Genomic DNA, 20,409 nt, shown 5'->3' on the forward strand with positions numbered 1-20,409 from the left:
CCACTAAATTTGAATACTCATATATCGATTATACATTATTAGGAAATCATACGCAATAAATTTTTATTCCCCTCGCCTTATTTTTTCAAGCTCTTTCATTGTTTTATCATCTACATAATCATGCAAAAAATTCTTCATACCACTTTGCTTTTTTGCAGTTTTTTTTCTTATTTTCTTCTTTGTTTCATGAACTTCATGATAAAACTCCATTGAAGACATTCTTGCAGCACCTCTTTGAAATATTAATTGTTGTTCAAGCGAGTCAGAGGTCACCACACTAACATCCGATTTTCTTCCAATACTGTCTACATATCTTTCAATAAAACTATCTGCTGTTTCGCCTTCTTTTGTAAACACAATATCTACATTACCTAGTTTTTCAATCTTTTCCAAACTTCCATTCACCAAATGAGCATCGAATACCAAAACTAATTTATACCCTTTATAAGAAGCATAATCCTGAAGCATCTCCACTAGACTTTCTCTACCTGATTCAAAACTAAACTCCTTAATGTTTTTCAATTCCGGCCAACTGTTTATAACATTATACCCATCTATAAAAATATACTTCATATTACCATTATCCCAGTTTCTGCTTTAACACTTCATACATAATTATCCCTGCGGCAACAGAAGCATTTAATGATGTTATCTTACCTACCATGGGGATTTTAACTAACACATCACATTTAGCTTTTGTTAATTTCGATATTCCTCTACCTTCGCTACCAATAACTAACGCAACAGCTCTTGATAAATCAGTTTTATAACAATAGTCTTTGCCTTCCATATCTGCTCCATAAACCCACATTCCTCTTTCTTTCAGTTTATCTATTGCTTTATTAACATTAGACACTTTTGCTATCATCATATGTTCAACAGCACCAACAGAGGATTTATACACCGTTCCTGTTACACCTACATTTCTTCGATTTGGAATTATTATGCCATGCACACCACAAATTTCTGCCGTTCGAATTATAGATCCAAAATTATGAGGATCTTCAAGTTCATCAAGCACTAAGATAAATGGATCTTCTTCTTTCTTCTTTGCCAATTCAAACATATCATCTATAGAATAATATTTATAAGGTGTTGTTTGTGCTATAACTCCCTGATGGACCCCAGTTTGCGAAATTCCATCTAATTTTTTCCTGTCAACTTCTTTAATTATAATATTTTTTTCTTTTGCTAACGCAAAAATTTTAGTAATGGATCCTGTCAAATTTCCTTTAGCAACCCAAATCTGTTCTATAGTTCTATTACCCTTAATAGCTTCGATAACAGCATTTCGTCCTTCGATAAGATCTTCTCTATTGGTATTTGTTTTATTTTCTTCTTTCCTACTATTATTGACTTTCATTATATCGCCTTCTTTCTTTTTGTTATTATAATTTGGAGTACCTCTGTTTAACTTCCTTAATCATGCCACAGGTCATTTTTCCTTCTGGACAATTTCCAGAAATACATTCCGGACCTGCTAACTTAAATAATACTGGTGCTACCATTTTTACCTGTCTTAACATTTCATCGGCCATGGCATGAATTTCCCATTGTGCCCTATTACAACATCTGTGATAAAAAAAGTTCATCAAAGTTCTAGCATTCATAGTAAATACAATTTTCGTCTCACATGCATTAGGAAATACATATCTAGCATCCTCAATAGCTTTCTTTTCGGCACTTGTTTTATTCATATCCAAATCAATATACTTTTTATATAGTCTATCAGCAATATCATCATATGCCTTTTGACTTTTTTTCATAGCTTCAGAAAATATTTTTTTAGCCTCATTATCTTCTTCTATAGCTGGCGGAATTACATATTCAAATTGTTCTAATTTTACATATCTTTGACTCTGTTGAGAATAAGAAGCGATCCTATGCCTAACCAGTTGATGCGTTAAAGTACGTGAAACTCCTTCTACTGCAAAAGTAAAAGATACATGTTCAATTGGAGAAGCATGCCCATATGACATTAATCTATTCAAAAATTTCTCTGTATTTTCATCGTTAAGATTTTCAGTAATTTCATCTACCCCAACAGGGCTATAACATAATTTTGCTGCTGCTGCTATTACTCTTTCTGGATTTGGTGTATGTTCTATTAAAGTTACTTTCAATGTCATATTTTTCCCCTTTCAATTCATACATTTTAATAACATGTTACATTATAAAATAATCTATGATTTTGTCTTATAAATATTAGATTTTTTTATGGTTATATCATTTAACTACTTTTCCTAATAATTCATCTATTCTTTCTACTTGTTCAGTTAGATATAAATATCCGATTAAAGTTTCAAATCCAGTAGCTATCCTATACTCATTAACTTTCGCATTTTTGGGAACAGTAGCAGATTTACAATTCCTTCCTCTTTTGAAGAAATAATATTCCTCTTCCGTTAATTCACTTTGTATTTTTGCCATAGCTATGAATTGACCATGAGCACTCACATAGTTAATTGCTAATTTATGTAACTTGTGTGGCAACATACTTCTATTTTCATCAATTAAATACGTTCTTATATACGATTCATATATACAATCTCCCATATAAGCTAATACCAAAGGATTCATCTCTCTTACATTTGCTGAGGTAAACTTCCCTTTAAATTTTATATATTCCATAATTAATCTCCTAAATAAGTCTCTTAGAAATAAACTTTTCTTTTTTAATTCTACCTTTCATTATACTTTATTTCAATCGACAACACAATCAGCAATCTCCTTGCTTCATATAAGAATAGAGCGTATAAAACGCTCTATTAAATCCTAGTCTATTTTTTTCCATCGAACACCTTGAGGAGTATCTTCTAAAACTATGCCTCTATCTTTTAATAAATCTCTAATTTCATCAGCTCTACCCCAGTTCTTTTCTTTTCTAGCTTTTTGTCTTTCTTCAATAAGTTCTTCTATATCACAACTTACGTCACAAACTGTAGTTTGTTGAAGAAGTGCAAGTGGATTACCTAAATCTCTAATTAAAGATAAACACTTGTTAACAAGTTCTTTTGAAGAATCCACCGTAACATTTGTATTAATATCTTTTATTAAATCAAAAATTACAGCTATTGCGTCGGCAGTATTAAAATCATCATCCATCTTTTCAATAAATTTATCTTTATATTCATTCAATCTATCTAAGTATTTTTTTTCATCTTCATTTAGACATTTGTTACTAACTTCATCTAGTAATCTCTCTAAATTTCCTATAGCATTATATAATCTTTCTTTGGATGCTTTTGCACTTTCCAGTAATTCCCTACTGAAATTCAAAGGAGTTCTATAGTGCGCTGATAACATAAAGAGTCTAACAACCTCTGCATCATATTTCTTTAAAATTTCTCTTGCAGTAAAAAAATTATTTAATGATTTAGACATTTTTTTGTTTTCGATATTTAAATAAGCTGAATGCATCCAGTATTTTGAGAACTCTTTTCCCGTCCTTGCTTCACTTTGTGCTATTTCATTTTCATGGTGAGGAAATTTCAAATCTGCTCCACCTGCATGTATATCAATTGTTTCACCTAATAACTTATTGGCCATACATGAACATTCTATATGCCATCCTGGTCTACCTTTTCCCCAAGGACAATCCCATGCTGGTTCATTTGGTTTTTGACTTTTCCAAATAGCAAAATCCATTGGATCTTTCTTTCTTTCGTCTACTTTTATTCTCGCTCCTGCTTGTAAGTCTTCCAAATTCTGTCCAGACAACTTACCATATTCATTAAATTTCTTTGTTTCAAAATAAACATCTCCATTAACTTCATAAGCAAAACCTTTTTCAATAAGAGCACTTACAAAATCAATGATATCATCAATATATTCTGTTGCAATAGGATTTTCTGTTGCTCTTTTTATCCCTAGTGCGTCAGCATCTTTAAAATATTCATTAATAAATCTTTGTCCTAATTCTTTTACAGTAATCCCTTCACCATTTGCTCTGTTGATCATTTTATCGTCTATATCTGTAAAGTTTTGAATGTAGTTAACTTTTAACCCTTTATATTCAAAATATCTTCTAATAGTATCAAATACCAAAAAAGTTCTCGCATTCCCTATGTGGAAATAATCATAAACGGTTGGTCCGCAAACATACATGCTAACTTCACCAGGTTTCAAGGGAATAAACTCTTCTTTTCTTCTAGTCATTGAATTAAATATTTTCATTTAAAACCCTCCATTAACTGATTAGTTTAATTTTATATTTCTATTTTTCAAAATTTTTAATTAAAAACTATTTCATTATAAACTTCCCTTATACCTAATTAAATTACTTTAAGTTTTTAAATTCTGCTTTGATTCTATTCATTACTTCTGATAGTTCAATTTCCTCTTTTTCCTTATTTCTTCTCAGCTTATATTCAACCATACCATCAGAAATACCTCTACCTACAGTAACTCTTATTGGCACTCCAACTAAATCAGCATCCTTAAATTTAACGCCTGGTCTTTCTTTTCTATCATCAAGTAAAACTTCTATTCCTTCTTTCTTTAATTCATTATATAATTTTTCAGCTGCCTCCACTTGCTCTGGTTTTTTATCTGAAATTGGTACTATTATAACATGATATGGCGCTACTGATAATGGCCATATAATACCATTTTCGTCATGATTTTGTTCAATAATTGCAGCCATTGTTCTATTCACACCTATACCATAGCACCCCATTATTAATGGTTTTTGTTTACCATCTTCATCTGTAAAAAGGGCTCCCATAGATTCAGAGTATTTTGTTCCTAACTTGAAAATATGTCCTACCTCTATACCTCTTGCAATAGTTAATGCTTTAGCACATTTTGGGCATTTATCTTCCGAAGTAACATTTCTGAAATCTCCTAATGTTCCTTCAAAATCTCTTCCATAATTAGCATTTATAAAATGATAATCTGTATGATTAGCTCCAATTATAAAATTATACATATTAGCAACTTCTTCATCAACCAGCAGCATATCAACTTTCAAATTTACTGGACCTGCAAAACCTGTTTCAGCATTAGTAGCTTTCTTAACTGTTTCCTCATCGGCCATTTCAAATTCTACTACAGCCCCGATAGCATTAGATATTTTTACTTCATTCGCCTCTCTATCACCTCGAAGAACTACAGCTATAACTTTTTCATCTGCTTTATAAATAAGAGTTTTTGCAGTTTTTGTTGCTGAAACATTAAAAAATTCTGTTAGTTGGTTAATAGTTTTAACATTTAATGTTTGAACTTCTTTAATTTCTTCCATATCTTCTTTTTCTGCTTTTTCAGGAGTTGAAGGTGCTTTTTCCATATTTGCCGCATAATTACATGATGAACAAAACACTACCTCATCTTCTCCAAATTCTGATTTTACCATAAATTCTGCCGATCCAGAACCTCCCATAGCACCAGAATCTGCTTCTACAGCACTACATATTACTCCACATCTTTCAAAAATATTAACATATGCACCATACATTTTTTCGTATGATAAATCTAGACCTTCATTATCTTTATCAAAACTATATGCATCTTTCATAACAAATTCTCTAGATCTCATAACACCAAATCTTGGTCTTCTTTCATCTCTATATTTAGTTTGAATTTGATATAAATTTAGAGGTAGTTGCTTATACGATTTTATAACGGATCTAGCTATATCAGTAAACACCTCTTCATGAGTAGGTCCTAAACAAAACTCTCTATTATTTCTATCAGATAGTCTAAACATTTCAGGACCAAACACATCCCATCTCCCAGATTCCTGCCATAACTCAGCTGGTATTACAGCTGAAGCCAAAAATTCTTGTGCTCCCGCGTTATCCATTTCTTCTCTTACAATATCTTCAATTTTTTTCAAAGTTCTAAGTCCAAATGGCATATAATTATAAATTCCTGACGCCATTTTTCTCATTAATCCTGCCCTTAACATCAATTTATGGCTAGGTAATTCCGCCTCTGCCGGAACTTCCCTTAGTGTTGTCATTAACGTACTAGATAATTTCATAAAACCTTCCTCCTTTAATAGTATATGTTGCATTACATTAATTTACATTAAAATAAAATAAACCCACCCTAATAAATATTAGGGCGAGTTATCGCGGTACCACCTAATTTTGAACTCATTATACAATAACGGATTTACCGGTAGGTTATGCCTACAGCTCAAAAGCAGGTTCAAAGCTTTTAAAAACCTTCCAGCCATGGATTTTTTCTCTGTATTTACCCCTACTACTCTTTATCATCGCTTATATTTTTTCTATTTTTCAGACTTAATTATACTCGTGCTATTTTATGATGTCAACATTATATCCTTAAGTGTGTTCAATTAGTTTTTCTGCTATAAACAAATCTTCAGGTGTTGTTATTTTAATATTGTCATAGCTGCCTTGGTATAAATATACATTTTCAGAGTAATACTCCGCTATCATCGTATCATCTGTCCCAATTACCTTTTGCTTAAGCGCATTTACATGACATTTAAGAATAATATCATATTTGAAACATTGAGGTGTTTGTACACAGAATAATTTATTTCTTTCCAAAGTACTCTCTGAAAAACCATTTTCACTTCTTGATTTTATAGTATCTTTTGGAGTAACTCCGCAAGCAGCCCCTCCATATAATAATGCAAATTTAATCCCATCAGATATAATTTCATTATCAATAAAAGGCCTTGCACCATCATGTATCAACACTATATCACTACCATGTGCAGCATATAATCCGTTTAAAACCGATTCTTGACGAGTTTTACCACCTGCAACAATTTGTTTAATCTTCTTAAAATTATATTTTTCTATTATATTTTCTCTACAAAACTTAATTTCACATTCCGCTAAAACAAGTATTATATCATCTACTAAATCATTTTCTTCAAACACTTTCAACGTATAATACAATATAGGTTTGTTTTTTATACATAGAAATTGTTTACTAACATCTGCTTTCATGCGAGTTCCTTTTCCCGCAGCCACTATTACAGCACAATTTTTCATAATAAAACTCCTATTTATCTCTTTTGTTTCGCAAATATCATTCTTCCTGCTGCTGTTTGAAGTACCGATGTTACTATAACGTCCATTATCTCACCAATTTGTCTTTTAGCACCTTCAACAACAATCATTGTACCATCATCTAAATATGCAATTCCTTGTTCTTGCTCTTTACCATCTTTTATAATTTGAATTGTCATTTCTTCACCAGGCAAAACTACAGGCTTAACAGCATTTGCAAGTTCATTAATATTTAAAACCGGAACCCCTTGAACTCCCGCAACTTTATTCAGATTAAAATCATTAGTTAAAACAATTCCTTTTAAAGTTTGTGCCAATTTAATTAATTTACTATCTACTTCAGAAATTTCCGGGAAATCTTTATCAGTAATTAAAATATCAACGCCTGATTCTTTTTGGATTTTATTTAAAATATCCAGTCCTCTTCTTCCTCTTTTTCGTTTTAAATTATCAGAAGAATCCGCAATATGTCTCAATTCATCTAAAACAAAATTAGGTATTACCATAGTACCTTCAATAAATCCTGTTTTTGAAATATCAAGTATTCTGCCATCAATAACAACAGATGTATCCAATACTTTTGGTATTCCTTTACACTTTTGTTTTACCTTTTTTTCTTTTGTATCACCTGTTTTTTTCAAATTTGCAAATAATCCTATTATATCATCTTTCTTCTTAATTGCGATTTCTGCACCTAATGATGCCATAATTATAGCTAATATTACACCTATAATAGTACCTAGAATATTATTCCCTAAAATATTAACTCCAGATAATAAATTCACAAAAGGTGCCGATATAATCAATCCTAACAAAGCGCCAAATGTTGCAATCAATATGTCTTCGCCAGATCTTTTTTGAATATTCTTCTCAAAATAATTCATTGCTTTTGAAATAATTTTATTGATAAAAGGTGATATTAAAAATAAAATAAGTCCGAATAACAAGCTTACAAAAACATATATAATCACTACCAATATTTGACTATTAACTATGCTTTTTACTCCATCAAATCTCAAAAGAATATTCGCACAAAAAAAACCAATAACAATTCCTGCCAAAGTAAATAGTCCTCTCAAAACTTTATCAAACATATTTACCCTCCTTTCAATTTTATTTAATATAATCTTTGATTTTATTAAAAATATTCTTTCTTTCCTACCATTAATATCAATATATATTAATCCATTGATTAAATCAACAATTATATTATAATTTAATAATTTATTTACTAATCATTAATTATTTTCACCTTTTTATAGGCTAATTATATTATAACCATAAATTAACATAATTATCCCCCTATAAAAACATTGTAAATTATTTTATTATATACATGTACAAACAATATATATATCCAACTTCACTATTGATTAATTCAAGTCCAAAATTTATTGATACTTAGGGTTTTGTATATGAATTAATTAAGTTTCCGTATTATTTATCTTCAGATTCTTTTAAGGAATTAATTGACAAAATTATCTAATGATACTTATAATTAAATTAGCTACATAAATTCTCTTCGACAAGGAGTTGATCCAATGAAAGATGTAATATTTGATGATTATCAAAATGCCGTAAGCGAAAACTTATTACGTCATAAAAGTCTACTAGATATAATGACTAAGCTTCAAGAATCTGAAGCAAGGATAAACAGAGCCTTAGCTAAATCTGTTACTAACTGTGGTTGCATTGAGTTAAATGCAGAAAAACAACCTCTGCCTCAGGATGAAGATGGTGATATTGAAGATTTCAAAACATATTTCAACACCCACCTTATGGGAAGTATGTGTGATACTTGTAGAGAAATCTTAGAAAGGGAACTTGGGAATAACCTGTTCTACTTAACATCTCTTTGCAATCTATTGGATCTAAATTTATATGACATATTACTAAAAGAGTATAATAGAATCAACACTCTAGGCAAGTATACAATGAGATAGATTTCACCAATAGCACAAAATAAGATTCTCTTATCTTGTGCTATAACTGTTTATCAATCATTATTTGTTCTCTTAACCTTCTAAGTCCATTTCTTATTGCTTTAGCCCTTGCCTCTCCAATGCCTTCAACTCTATCTAATTCTTCATTAGATGCATCCATAATTGTTGTTAATTTATTAAAATTGATAATTAAGTTTTCTATTACATTGGAAGGGATCCTCGGTATTTTACTCAACATCCTATATCCTCTTGATGATATCAGCGTATCTACTAGTGGAACTCCTTGATAGCCTAATATTTTTGATATACTATCTAATTCCAACAACTCATCAGATGACATTTTTTGAATCTGTTCATACAGTTTTTCATAATCCAAATTCTCTTTGTGATAATCCCTAATTAAAAGAATACCATCTTCTTCAACTGACCTTATCAATTCACTCATTTGCATAGAAATAAGCCTTCCTTCATTTCCCAGTTCACAAATATATCTCTCAATTTCATCTACTATTCTCATCAACATCTCTGTCCTTTGGATAGCTGAAATTACGTCAAATAATGTTACTAAATCCTGAAACTCTAAAAGATTTAGATTCCCAACAACCCGGTCTAAAACAACTACATATTTTTCAAGTGTTTGAAGTGCTTGATTTGCTCTAGCTAATACTAAACTACTATCTCGCAACACATACTTAATAGATTTTCTATAAACAGTTATTATATTCCTTCTTTGAGAAATTGCAATGACAATACTACCTGTTTGTCTTGATACTCTATGTGCTGTCCTATGACGTGTACCTGTTTCATAAGTTGGTATAGTAAAATCAGTTACCAACTGTGTATTTGCAAATAGTATTTTTTTTATATCACTACTTATGATAATTGCCCCATCCATTTTAGCCAATTCATAAATATAAGATGGACTGTAGACTGAATTAATATTAAACCCGCCATCAACAAGTTCTAGGACTTCTTCAGTATCTCCAATTACAATCAAAGCTCCTGTTTTTGCTCTTAATATATTTTCTAATCCTTCTCTTAAAGATGTTCCTGGAGATAAAATTTTTAGAACATCCATTAATTTTCTATCTTTTTCCAGCCTCATAATCGTATATTCTCCTCCTCTCTATATATTATTAAAGCATATTTTTTATTGCATCAACTAAAGTACTCACTCCGATAATATTCGCACTCTTATTTTCAATTTTTTCCTTATTTCTGCTAGGGATAATAATATTTTCAAACCCCATTTTTGCTCCCTCATTGACTAATCTATCACAAAAAGATATTGGCCTTACTTCCCCTGTTAAACCAATTTCTCCAATTACTATTGTTTTATTCAGTTTAAATTGCTTACCCTTCAGACTTGACAATAAAGCTATAGCTAACCCCAAATCACCATAAGTTCCTTCCACACTTAATCCCCCGACTACATTTACATAAACATCATATAAATAAAAAGGGGTTCCTAGTTTTTTTTCTAATACAGCCAAAATTAAATTAAGCCTAGAATTTTCAATACCTACAGCGGTTCTTCTTGGCATTGCTAAATTAGTCTTACTTACTAGAGCTTGTATTTCCACCAAAATAGGTCTACTACCCTCCATGAGACCAATAACAACTGCCCCTTCTTGGTTGTAATTTGTTTCTTCTAAAAATACTTCAGATGGATTTGTAATTTCTTTTAATCCTTCTTGTCTCATTTCAAATACACCAATTTCACTCGTAGTTCCAAACCTATTTTTCATAGTTCTTAAAATTCTAAACTCTTGCGTTCTTTCCCCTTCAAAAGATAGTACAGTATCCACCATATGTTCCAGAACTCTAGGACCCGCTAATTCTCCATGTTTAGTTACATGTGCAACTATAAAAAATGGAATATTATTAACCTTCGCTATTCTCATAAGCTCATTTGCACACTCTCTTACCTGAGAAACACTTCCTGGAGCAGAAGTTATAGATGCTTTAAATAATGTTTGTATAGAGTCAATTATCACAAAAACAGGCTTCATTTCTTTTATATGTTCTTCTATTCTCTCAAGATTAGTTTCAGATAAAATCAACAACTCAGATGATAAACTTCCTATTCTATCTCCTCTAATTTTTATCTGCTCACTTGATTCTTCTCCCGATACATATAATACTTTACCCAATTTCTTAGAAATATAATCTGCTGTTTGCAATAATAATGTAGATTTACCTATCCCAGGAGCCCCTGAAATCAAAGTTAAAGATCCCTTTACAATTCCTCCTCCCAATACACGATTCAATTCTCCAACACCAGTATCATATCTCTCATATGCTCCTGATTTAATATCAGTAATACTCTGTGGTTTATTATTACTACTTAAACCAGTACTTCTTTTCATCTTAGATTCTTTGACAATAGTTTCTTCAACTGCAGTATTCCATTGACTACAAGCCGGACATTTACCGAACCATTTTGGTGCGTCAAAACCACAACTTTGACAAACAAATTTTGATTTATTCTTTGCCATAAACTCACTCCCTAAACCATCAATACTAAATTACTTTTTTAATACCAATAATAAAAATTATTCACTCTTCTATGATTGCTGTAATCAAATTAGTTTATCTTCATTTAGTGGCTTAACCATACTATACAATTTTAATTAAAAAAACCTTTATATTCAAGCAATTTATGCATTTAAAACATAAAAATAAATTATCATAAAAAATCAGCAGTTTTACTGCTGATTTTTTATTCTTTAGTAAATACTAATTCCACATTTTCTACAGTTGCTTTAATCTTATCACCTTTAGATATAGCACCTTTGAGTATTTCTTCAGATAATTTATCTTCAACTATCTTCGTTATTGTTCTTCTAAGTGGTCTTGCCCCATATACAGGATCAAAACCTGATGTGGTTAATAACTTTTCAGCACTTTCATCAAATTTAATTTTGATATCACTATCTCTAAGTCTAATTTCAACCTCTTTCAACATTAATTTAACTATTTTTCTTAAATCTTTTTCTTGTAGTGAATGGAATACAATAATATCATCTACCCTATTTAGAAATTCAGGTTTAAAAGCCTTCTTTAAATCATCCATCATAGTTTCTTTCATTCTTTCATACTCTGATTCATTGATATTATCAGTCATTGCAAATCCTAAAGATTTTTGTTTCCTAAGTGTTGATGCTCCTACGTTTGATGTCATGATAATTATTGTATTTTTGAAATTTACTGTTTTCCCTTTTCCATCAGTAAGCCTACCATCTTCAAGAATTTGAAGCAATATATTAAATACCTCAGGATGAGCCTTTTCAACTTCATCAAAAAGTATCACAGAATAAGGATTTCTCCTTACTTTCTCAGTAAGTTGACCTCCATTATCAAAACCTACATATCCAGGAGGTGATCCTATAAGTTTGGAAACTGCATGTTTTTCCATATATTCAGACATATCTATTCTGATCATATTATTTTCATCACCAAACATCGCTTCTGCCAAAGCTTTGGATAATTCAGTTTTACCTACACCAGTAGGTCCTAAAAAGATAAATGAACCTATAGGTCTTTTAGGATTCTTCAAACCAACTCTAGCTCTTCTAACAGCCCTAGATATAGACTTGACAGCTTCTTCTTGCCCAACAACTCTATCGTGTAAGATTTCCTCAAGTTTTAATAATTTTTCAGATTCAGATTGTGTTAATCTTTCAACTGGAACATTAGTCCATTTCGCAACAACTTCTGCAATATTTTCTTCAGAAACAATTTGGTTTTCAACATCATACTGCTTCTTCCAATTTGTTTTAGAATTTTCCAATTTTTCTCTGAGTTCTCTTTCATTATCCCGTAAACTCGCTGCTTTTTCAAAGTCCTGAACATTTATAGCATCTTCTTTTTCTTTTTTTACTTTTTCAAGTTTATCCTCTAAATGCTTTAAATCAGGTGGTGCAGTTAAGTTTCGAATCCTTACTTTTGCTCCCGCTTCATCAATTAAATCTATAGCTTTATCCGGCAAATATCTATCATTAATATATCTATCTGACAATTCTACAGCTGCTCCAATAGCTTCATCAGTTATTTTAACCCCATGGTGTGCTTCATACTTATCTCTTAAACCTTTTAATATTAGAATAGATTCTTCTTTGCTGGGCTCACCTACATTTACAGGTTGAAATCTTCTTTCTAAAGCAGCATCTTTTTCAACATGTTTTCTATATTCTTCTATAGTAGTTGCCCCAATACACTGAATTTCGCCCCTAGCCAATGCAGGTTTAAGAATATTGGATGCATCTATCGCTCCCTCTGCTCCTCCAGCACCGATAATAGTATGAATTTCATCTATAAATAACAGTATGTTGCCAGCATTATAAATTTCCTCCATAACTTTTTTCATTCTATCTTCAAATTCTCCTCTATACTTAGAACCCGCTACCATAGAAGAAATATCTAGTGTTACAACTCTTTTATCTTTAAGTATTTCCGGCACATTTCCTCCAGCAATTCTTTGCGCTAATCCTTCAGCAATAGCCGTTTTTCCTACACCTGGATCACCTATTAAGCACGGGTTATTTTTTATTCTTCTACATAATATTTCTAAAACTCTTTGTGTTTCTTTTTCTCTTCCAATAACAGGATCTAATTTCTCTTCTTCTGCGTATTTAGTTAAATCTCTTCCAAATTTATTTAGTGAAGGCGTATCGTTCTCCTTTTTAACCTTAGAAGGTACTGCTTCGGAAATATTTTCTCCATTCATTGTTGCCAAGAGTTTCTTTTCGAGATTATCAAAATTTGCTCCAAGATTGCTTAAAATTGTATATGCTACTCCTTCTGATTCTCTTATCATAGCTAATAATATATGCTCAGGTGTTATATAATTATGATTCAAATTTCTTGCTTCAATCCAACTCAATTCCAATAATCTTTTAGTCCTTGGTGTTAAAGGAATTTCATTTTTATATAATGAAATTTCTCCTTTACCCTCGTATTCATTTATTAAATTTATAATTTTATCTTCTTTTATATCTATATCCTCTAATATTTTTTTACCAATACCTTCTTCTTCTTTTAAAATTCCTAAAAGGATATGTTCTGTTCCAACATACCCATGTTTAAATATTTGCGCTTCTTGCTGTGCATACATAAGAACCTTTTGAGCTCTTTCAGTAAATCTACCAAACATCATTGGAAACACCTCCTAAAATTTTTTATTTTAGACCCTCTTTTATTAATTCTGCCCTCAATAATCTTAACTGTTTGTCATCAACCTTTTGATTATTTAATCTAATTATAGAAGATTGAGAATTTATCATTAATTTATTTAAAGTTGTTTTACTTATATTATTAATTATTCCCAATTCTACACCCATTCTTACACTTGAAAGTAAATTTAAACATTCATCTTCATTTAATAAAACTGCCGACTGTAATAATCCTAATGATCTAAATATTTTATCTTTTAATTCATATTCATTTTTTTTAAGAATTTGTTCTCTTGATACTTTTTCTTGATTAACAACTTGATTTATAACCGCTGTAAGCTTAGCTAATATCTCATTTTCACTTATTCCAAGTGTGATTTGATTAGAAATTTGATATAAATTTCCATAAGCACGTGAACCTTCACCATACAATCCTCTAATGGTCATTCCTACCTGAGTTAAGGCATTTAATATACCATTAATTTCTTTTGTTATTGTCAATGAAGGAAGATGAAGCATTACTGAAGCCCTCATACCTGTTCCTAAATTCGTTGGGCATGTTGTTAGATATCCTAGCTTTTCATCATATGCATAATCCAACTTCTCTTCTAATAAGTCATCAACTTTATTAGTATATTCATAAGCTTGATTAATATTAAATCCAGAAACTACGCTTTGCAATCTTATATGATCCTCTTCATTTATCATAATACTAATCACTTCATCTTTATCCACTATAAAACTCGCTTTATTTTTATTATTTAGTAGTTTCTTACTTATAATGTGTTTTTCTAAGAAAGCTTCATTTATTGTATCAGTATTATGCCATAGATAATAAGTTTTATAATTTTCTTCACAATGAGTATTCGAATAAAATGCTTCTTCAACTTTAGCTACAATATCTTTACCTTTTTCAGTATTAAGCTTGTTTGGAAATGGAATACCTTTTAAATTTCTAGCCAATCTAATCCTGCTGCTTAAAACAACATCTTCTTTATTAGTCTCGGTATTAATCCAATTTTGCATACAAATCACCTCAAACCATTATTCATTCTCAATTTCACGAATTTTATCTCTTATCTCAGCTGCTCTTTCATATTCTTCTAATACGATAGCTTTCTGTAATTGCTCTTTTAAATTTAGTAACTTTCTTTTTTTCAGAATTTCACCACCAGATATCTTAGGTATTTTACCATAATGCTCAATATTTCCTTGAACTCCTTTGATTACTGATGAAAGCATTTGATTGAAACTATTGTAACATTCACTGCAACCTAAAAGACCCTTTTCTTTAAATTCTCTATATGTTAAGCCACAATTCTTACAAGTTAAATCTTTTCCTTTATTTTTTAAAGTATTAGTATTTACATAATCCATAAGTCCGCTAACAATATTTTGAAATGAAAACGGAGATATGATATCCATATCTGGAACAATGTTTAATTCTCCCATTTTATCTGCACAAACTGCACAAATATTTAATTCTTGTTTATTCCCATTAATTATCTTTGTAACATGAATTGAAGCTTCATTTTTATTACAAATTTCACAAAGCATTTTATCACCTCTACACTCAGTTTCAAATTATAAATTTAGAAGTTATTTAGATAAACATAATTTATTGATTATTATTAAATAAAGTTGTTATTAACATAGCTTTTAAGATTTCAGCTCTAATTTCATTTCTACTGCCAATTACCAACGAGAGAGTTCTATCTGTAGTAGCAGCTTTCATCAAATTAGCTTCATTTTTCAAAATTAATTTACTATCATATAAACTATTTATAAGCTTTTTAGTGGAATCATAAGTAATTTTATCTCCAATTTTTTCACTAAGTATTTTAAATACTGCTTCATTACTTTCATATTCAATTTTTGTGATTTTTATGCACCCTCCACCTCCTCTTCTACTCTCCACAACATATCCTTTATCACATGTAAATCTGGTAGTGAGAACATAATTTATCTGAGAAGGTGCACACCTAAATTGGTTTGCTAACTCATTCCTTTGAATCTCTAATACACTGTCATCCTTCAAATCAAACATAGTTTTAATAAATTCTTCGATTAAATCTGACAATCTGGCCATTTAATCACCTCTTCTGACTTTGACTTTCTTTGACTTTATCTTAATAATACTACTAGTTCAACTAAAAATCAAATGATTAAAGCACCGCACTTCACTATTTTTTCCATTAATTTGTTTTTAATACAACTCTCCGAAAATTATTGAACTTTATTTGATAATTAAATACATGTATATTTTACCAATAATTATAAATTTATTGAATGCTATAATATTTACAAGTATAATTATATATATACATATTTATTAGTAGAACATCATAAGTAGAGGTGTACTCATGAATAAAAAACTTGTAATCTCATTTTTATGCACTTTAATTATTATCTTAGCAGTATATTTGTATTTATCACCACAAAATATAAATAAAAGTTATAATGCATTTATATTTTCTAAAAATACTGACTTTACTATTAAGAGTGTAATTAAACTAAATGGAACTCAGCACAAAAGAATACTTTCTACTAATATAATTAATGCAACAATAACAGTAGATGACTATTCTTATGCTATAATTTTCAAACAGAATCATTCTGGTAATTATTTAGGTTATATCCCTGAAAACTCGAAACTATTAGAATCTAGTAACATTATTGGTTCTATAAAACTTTCCCATGACTTAAAACAAGTGTGGATAAACTCTGATGATTTAAATAATAAATATAAAGATATTTATTATTCAACTGCCCCAGCAAATAATTTATCCGAAGCTGAATCAATTTATAAAAAACTAGTTATCTCTAACTAGTTTTTTTAATATTTCTTTATATATTAGATTTTTAGTAACATAGGTTAAAAAATAAACTATGTTACAACTATGTTTATTTCATGCTCATGCTTATTCATTTCTGTTATTTCAAAATTGGTTAGTAAAAACTCATGCTCTTTTCTAGAGCACATTATAATATTTTCTGTTATGTATTTTTGTTCATTGAGGTAATCCCAAAAATCATATAAACTTAAAATACTACAATCAATCCCATGCAGTATATCAGGAGTATCCTTTAAGTGTTGAATATATCTACTTTCATTAATACTTTTTAATGTAAAAGTAGCTTGCTCTATTATTCTAACCCCTTCATATCCTTGGGATTTCATTCTATTAACATATTCAATCAATTCATTTTTTATGCCAATTACTGATGAATTGTAGCCCCTATTAACTGTATTAGGATAATCAAAAGTTTCAATTTCAAAATTCGCATCTAACGTTTCCTCAATAAAGCGACTCAATTTGTTAGCTAAATCCGCTTCCACACAAATTAATACTTTTTCATTTTGATTATGTGCATTTTTTATATAATAATATAAATTTATTAACAAATGTTCTTCACTTGCATAGTAAAATGCAAGACTCTTTCCAAAATCATATTTACTTTTCATACTTATTTATCCTTTCATAAAGGAATTCTAGATTTTGTTGTATAATATTTTTTCATTACTAGTGTATTTTAGCATATTAAATTGTTTTTTTCAAGTTATGTTATTTTTTTCTATTTTTTCATTCTTTTAAAATTCCTTATTTTATCAATAAAAGATTTTGATTCGTCCCCAAATTTATTAATATTATCTAATTCAATATCAGATAATCCTTTGCGTTTTAAAAACTGTTGCACCATTTCCTCTACAATAGTTTTTAATAACACTAAAACTGGAACTCCTATAAGCATACCCACTACACCAAACATGGTACCCCCTATAGTTACTCCAACAATAATCCAAAAAGCTCCAACGCCAACACTATCCCCTAATATATATGGTCCAAGAACTAAACCATCAAATTGTTGAAGTATTATTATTACTATCAAAACCCAAAAAGCTAATATAGGACTTTGTAGTAAAACAATCAAAACTGCTGGCACTGCTCCAATAAACGGTCCAAAATATGGTATCATATTTGTAATACCTACAATAATAGCTATTATAGGAGCAAATCTAATTTTAAAGAATAATAGTATTATCCAGCACAAAATTCCTATTATTAGTGAGTCCACCAGCTTTCCAATTAGAAAACCAGAAAATATTTTATTGCTCACTCTCCCTACATTCATTATATAATCAGCATCTTCTTTCTTAAAAAATGCATACACTACTCTTTTTATTCTAGCTTGTAAATCTTTTTTATCTATTAACATATAAATTGCTATTACAAAACTTACTATCAAACTAAAAAATGAAGAAGTTATCCTAAATGCATTAACAACAACTTTTTCCAAAATATAACTAGATATACTTGCTATTGAAGATAATGTTTTTCCAATTAATTGATTTATAAATTCGCTTATGGATACCAAGTATTGATTATTTAAAATTGTCAAGTTTTCATTTATAATATCAAAATTAAAATTAAAATTATCAGGTATATTTCCCAAAAGTTCTCCTGCATTTAATACTAAACTAGGTATTCCAATTGCTCCAATAAGAATAAGTATTAAAATTATCAATAAAACAACTATCGCAATTGCCTGAGACCTACTTATTTTTAACTTTCGGTTAAATAACCTTACCAGTGGGTCCAATAAATACGCAATTGCAAATGCTATTAAAAGGGGTTTAAAAATCATTAATAACCCACTTCTAAAGTTTTCGCTCATAATTAATAATAATATAACTATAAACATAATTGTAACTTTAATTATTTTTTTAAAAATAAAATCAAATTTATCTTTGAAACTATTGTCTTCCATATAATTCACCTCATCAATTTAGTCAATGTCCACTTATTATCTATGATTATTACCATTTTGAGGTAAATAAATAATACTTGTCCTAAAAAAATTATACCACAATAAATTAGAAAAATAGCTATGTTATTAAAACATAGCCGCTAAAACATTAAATATATAAATCTCGTTCTCCATTTTTTAATTTTTTCAAATTGTTCTCAACTAAACTTCTAATATCATCTCTCTCTATCTTTTTTATTTCTTCAACTATAAATTTTTCTCCTTTATTATAAAGTTCTTCATCTCCATAATCTAAAACAAATTCCATTAATGTCATCAAAGCATTTGGGTGACATACATTTTGAATTTGGCCCGATTTTGCCAAACTCATAAATCTATCTCCTGTTCTTCCTTTTCTATAGCAAGCTGTACAATAACTTGGTACATGACCTTCATCTATTAATTCTTTCAATATTTCAAGTGGGCTTCTGTGATCTTCTATACTAAATTGATCTACTTTCTTTCCTAATAATTCTTGTTCTTTATAACCACCTACCCCTGTACATGAACCAGCACTAATTTGAGAAACTCCATGCTTTAATAATTCTCTTCTCATATCAGCTGTTTCCCTAGTCGATAATATTATTCCTACGTAAGGAACAGCAAGTCTAATAATTGTTACAATTTTTTTGAACATATCATCATCTATTATATGAGGAAATTTTTCAAAATCTACTCCTTCAGCAGCTTTTAACCTAGGAACAGATATTGTATGGAATCCAACCCCAAATTTCTTTTCAAGATGGATATTATGTAACATAAGTGCCATCACTTCAAACTTAGCTTCTGCGAGCCCAAATAATACACCTCCACCAACATCATCAATTCCAGCTTCCATAGCCCTATCAAATGCTGTAAGATGGTATTCATAATCTCCTTTTAATGATTTAGGATGTATTTCTTCGTAAATTGGCTTGTAATAAGTTTCTTGAAACAAAATATAAGTTCCAATCTGAGCATCTTTTAGTCTTTTATAATTTTCTACCGTAGTAGCAGCAATGTTTACGTTTATTCTTCTAATTGCTCCTTTTTTATTTTCAGTAGAATATATAGCATCAATAGCATCTAAAATATAATCCATGTCACAATTAACAGGATCTTCTCCAGCTTCAAATGCGATTCTCTTGTGACCCATTTTTTCAAGAAGTTTTACTTCTTGTTGAATTTCATCTCTTGTAAGTTTTCTTCTTGGAAACTTATTATCTCTTTTATACCCACAATAGGTGCAATTATTGACACAGTAATTACTTACATATAGTGGCGCAAATACTACTACTCTATTTCCATATATACTTTGTTTTATTTCACCGGCAATATGGAACATTTCTTTGGTTTGATCCTCATCTTTAATTTGTAATAATACAGCAACCTCTTCTGGCGATAACCCTTTTCTTTTCTTTGCCTTTTCAAGTACTTTTTGTACATCGTCTTTTGTTGCAGTTTCAGCTTTAATCAGCAAATCTTCAATATATTTGTGGTCTATAAACATAA

Annotated in this window: 19 protein-coding genes; 2 read left to right on the top strand and 17 right to left on the bottom strand. The window is 29.8% G+C overall.

The window, feature by feature from the left end; all coding sequences use genetic code 11:
* Positions 1–63 precede the first annotated feature (63 nt).
* The 8 genes from ACQ3F0_RS05480 to ACQ3F0_RS05515 all read right to left on the bottom strand — a co-directional run bounded on the left by ACQ3F0_RS05480 (position 64) and on the right by ACQ3F0_RS05515 (position 8,086).
* A complete protein-coding gene (locus ACQ3F0_RS05480; RefSeq protein ID WP_428864132.1) occupies positions 64–573 on the bottom strand; it encodes an NYN domain-containing protein in 510 nt (169 codons plus the stop codon).
* Between the two features lie 7 nt (positions 574–580).
* Positions 581–1,363, bottom strand: a complete 783-nt coding sequence (rlmB, locus tag ACQ3F0_RS05485; protein ID WP_428864134.1) for a 23S rRNA (guanosine(2251)-2'-O)-methyltransferase RlmB — start codon at positions 1,361–1,363, stop codon at positions 581–583.
* A 25-nt stretch (positions 1,364–1,388) separates the two neighbouring features.
* Positions 1,389–2,129: an FAD-dependent thymidylate synthase gene (gene thyX, locus ACQ3F0_RS05490; protein ID WP_428864135.1), complete on the bottom strand. Its 741-nt coding sequence runs from the start codon at positions 2,127–2,129 to the stop codon at positions 1,389–1,391.
* 97 nt (positions 2,130–2,226) lie between these two features.
* Complete coding sequence (locus ACQ3F0_RS05495) at positions 2,227–2,631, bottom strand: Mini-ribonuclease 3 (protein ID WP_428864137.1); 405 nt, start codon at positions 2,629–2,631, stop codon at positions 2,227–2,229.
* 144 nt (positions 2,632–2,775) lie between these two features.
* Entirely contained in the window at positions 2,776–4,176 is a 1,401-nt protein-coding gene (gene cysS / locus ACQ3F0_RS05500) for a cysteine--tRNA ligase (RefSeq protein WP_428864138.1), read from the bottom strand.
* 103 nt (positions 4,177–4,279) lie between these two features.
* A complete protein-coding gene (locus ACQ3F0_RS05505) occupies positions 4,280–5,983 on the bottom strand; it encodes a proline--tRNA ligase (protein ID WP_428864139.1) in 1,704 nt (567 codons plus the stop codon).
* A 307-nt stretch (positions 5,984–6,290) separates the two neighbouring features.
* Positions 6,291–6,974, bottom strand: a complete 684-nt coding sequence (gene ispD / locus ACQ3F0_RS05510) for a 2-C-methyl-D-erythritol 4-phosphate cytidylyltransferase (protein ID WP_428864141.1) — start codon at positions 6,972–6,974, stop codon at positions 6,291–6,293.
* Positions 6,975–6,988: 14 nt separating this feature from the next.
* On the bottom strand, positions 6,989–8,086 hold the full coding sequence (locus tag ACQ3F0_RS05515) for a PIN/TRAM domain-containing protein (RefSeq protein WP_428864142.1): 1,098 nt from the start codon (positions 8,084–8,086) through the stop codon (positions 6,989–6,991).
* Positions 8,087–8,533: 447 nt separating this feature from the next.
* On the opposite strand from ACQ3F0_RS05515, the gene ACQ3F0_RS05520 reads away from it, so the two are divergent.
* Complete coding sequence (locus tag ACQ3F0_RS05520) at positions 8,534–8,935, top strand: nucleoside triphosphate pyrophosphohydrolase family protein (protein ID WP_428864144.1); 402 nt, start codon at positions 8,534–8,536, stop codon at positions 8,933–8,935.
* 40 nt (positions 8,936–8,975) lie between these two features.
* On the opposite strand, the gene disA is transcribed toward ACQ3F0_RS05520, so the two are convergent.
* The 6 genes from disA to ACQ3F0_RS05550 form a co-directional block, all read right to left on the bottom strand.
* Positions 8,976–10,040: a DNA integrity scanning diadenylate cyclase DisA gene (gene disA / locus ACQ3F0_RS05525; RefSeq protein ID WP_428864145.1), complete on the bottom strand. Its 1,065-nt coding sequence runs from the start codon at positions 10,038–10,040 to the stop codon at positions 8,976–8,978.
* Positions 10,041–10,071: 31 nt separating this feature from the next.
* The gene (radA, locus tag ACQ3F0_RS05530; protein ID WP_428864146.1) at positions 10,072–11,433 is read right to left on the bottom strand and encodes a DNA repair protein RadA; all 1,362 of its coding nucleotides are present in this window, start codon (positions 11,431–11,433) and stop codon (positions 10,072–10,074) included.
* A gap of 224 nt (positions 11,434–11,657) precedes the next feature.
* Positions 11,658–14,093 carry an ATP-dependent Clp protease ATP-binding subunit gene (locus ACQ3F0_RS05535; protein ID WP_428864147.1) on the bottom strand — a complete coding sequence of 812 codons (2,436 nt, stop codon included), beginning with the start codon at positions 14,091–14,093 and terminating at the stop codon, positions 11,658–11,660.
* Positions 14,094–14,115: 22 nt separating this feature from the next.
* Positions 14,116–15,135, bottom strand: coding sequence for a protein arginine kinase (locus ACQ3F0_RS05540; RefSeq protein WP_428864149.1), 1,020 nt, complete (start codon positions 15,133–15,135; stop codon positions 14,116–14,118).
* Positions 15,136–15,153: 18 nt separating this feature from the next.
* Positions 15,154–15,666 (bottom strand): UvrB/UvrC motif-containing protein, encoded by a 513-nt coding sequence (locus ACQ3F0_RS05545; RefSeq protein WP_428864151.1) that lies wholly within the window; start codon positions 15,664–15,666, stop codon positions 15,154–15,156.
* Between the two features lie 61 nt (positions 15,667–15,727).
* The gene (locus tag ACQ3F0_RS05550; RefSeq protein WP_428864152.1) at positions 15,728–16,198 is read right to left on the bottom strand and encodes a CtsR family transcriptional regulator; all 471 of its coding nucleotides are present in this window, start codon (positions 16,196–16,198) and stop codon (positions 15,728–15,730) included.
* 274 nt (positions 16,199–16,472) lie between these two features.
* Between ACQ3F0_RS05550 and ACQ3F0_RS05555 the strand changes: the two genes are divergently transcribed.
* Positions 16,473–16,940 (top strand): hypothetical protein, encoded by a 468-nt coding sequence (locus ACQ3F0_RS05555; RefSeq protein ID WP_428864153.1) that lies wholly within the window; start codon positions 16,473–16,475, stop codon positions 16,938–16,940.
* Positions 16,941–16,996: 56 nt separating this feature from the next.
* Here ACQ3F0_RS05555 and ACQ3F0_RS05560 read toward each other — a convergent pair whose 3' ends face one another.
* The 3 genes from ACQ3F0_RS05560 to hydG all read right to left on the bottom strand — a co-directional run bounded on the left by ACQ3F0_RS05560 (position 16,997) and on the right by hydG (position 20,407).
* Positions 16,997–17,575, bottom strand: a complete 579-nt coding sequence (locus tag ACQ3F0_RS05560; protein WP_428864155.1) for an MEDS domain-containing protein — start codon at positions 17,573–17,575, stop codon at positions 16,997–16,999.
* Between the two features lie 110 nt (positions 17,576–17,685).
* On the bottom strand, positions 17,686–18,879 hold the full coding sequence (locus ACQ3F0_RS05565) for an AI-2E family transporter (protein ID WP_428864157.1): 1,194 nt from the start codon (positions 18,877–18,879) through the stop codon (positions 17,686–17,688).
* Between the two features lie 148 nt (positions 18,880–19,027).
* The gene (gene hydG / locus ACQ3F0_RS05570) at positions 19,028–20,407 is read right to left on the bottom strand and encodes a [FeFe] hydrogenase H-cluster radical SAM maturase HydG (protein WP_428864158.1); all 1,380 of its coding nucleotides are present in this window, start codon (positions 20,405–20,407) and stop codon (positions 19,028–19,030) included.
* Positions 20,408–20,409 lie beyond the last annotated feature (2 nt).

Origin of the sequence: Clostridium sediminicola (assembly GCF_050402865.1) — a bacterium.
GTDB classification, from domain to species: Bacteria; Bacillota; Clostridia; order Clostridiales; family Clostridiaceae; genus Clostridium_AF; species Clostridium_AF sediminicola.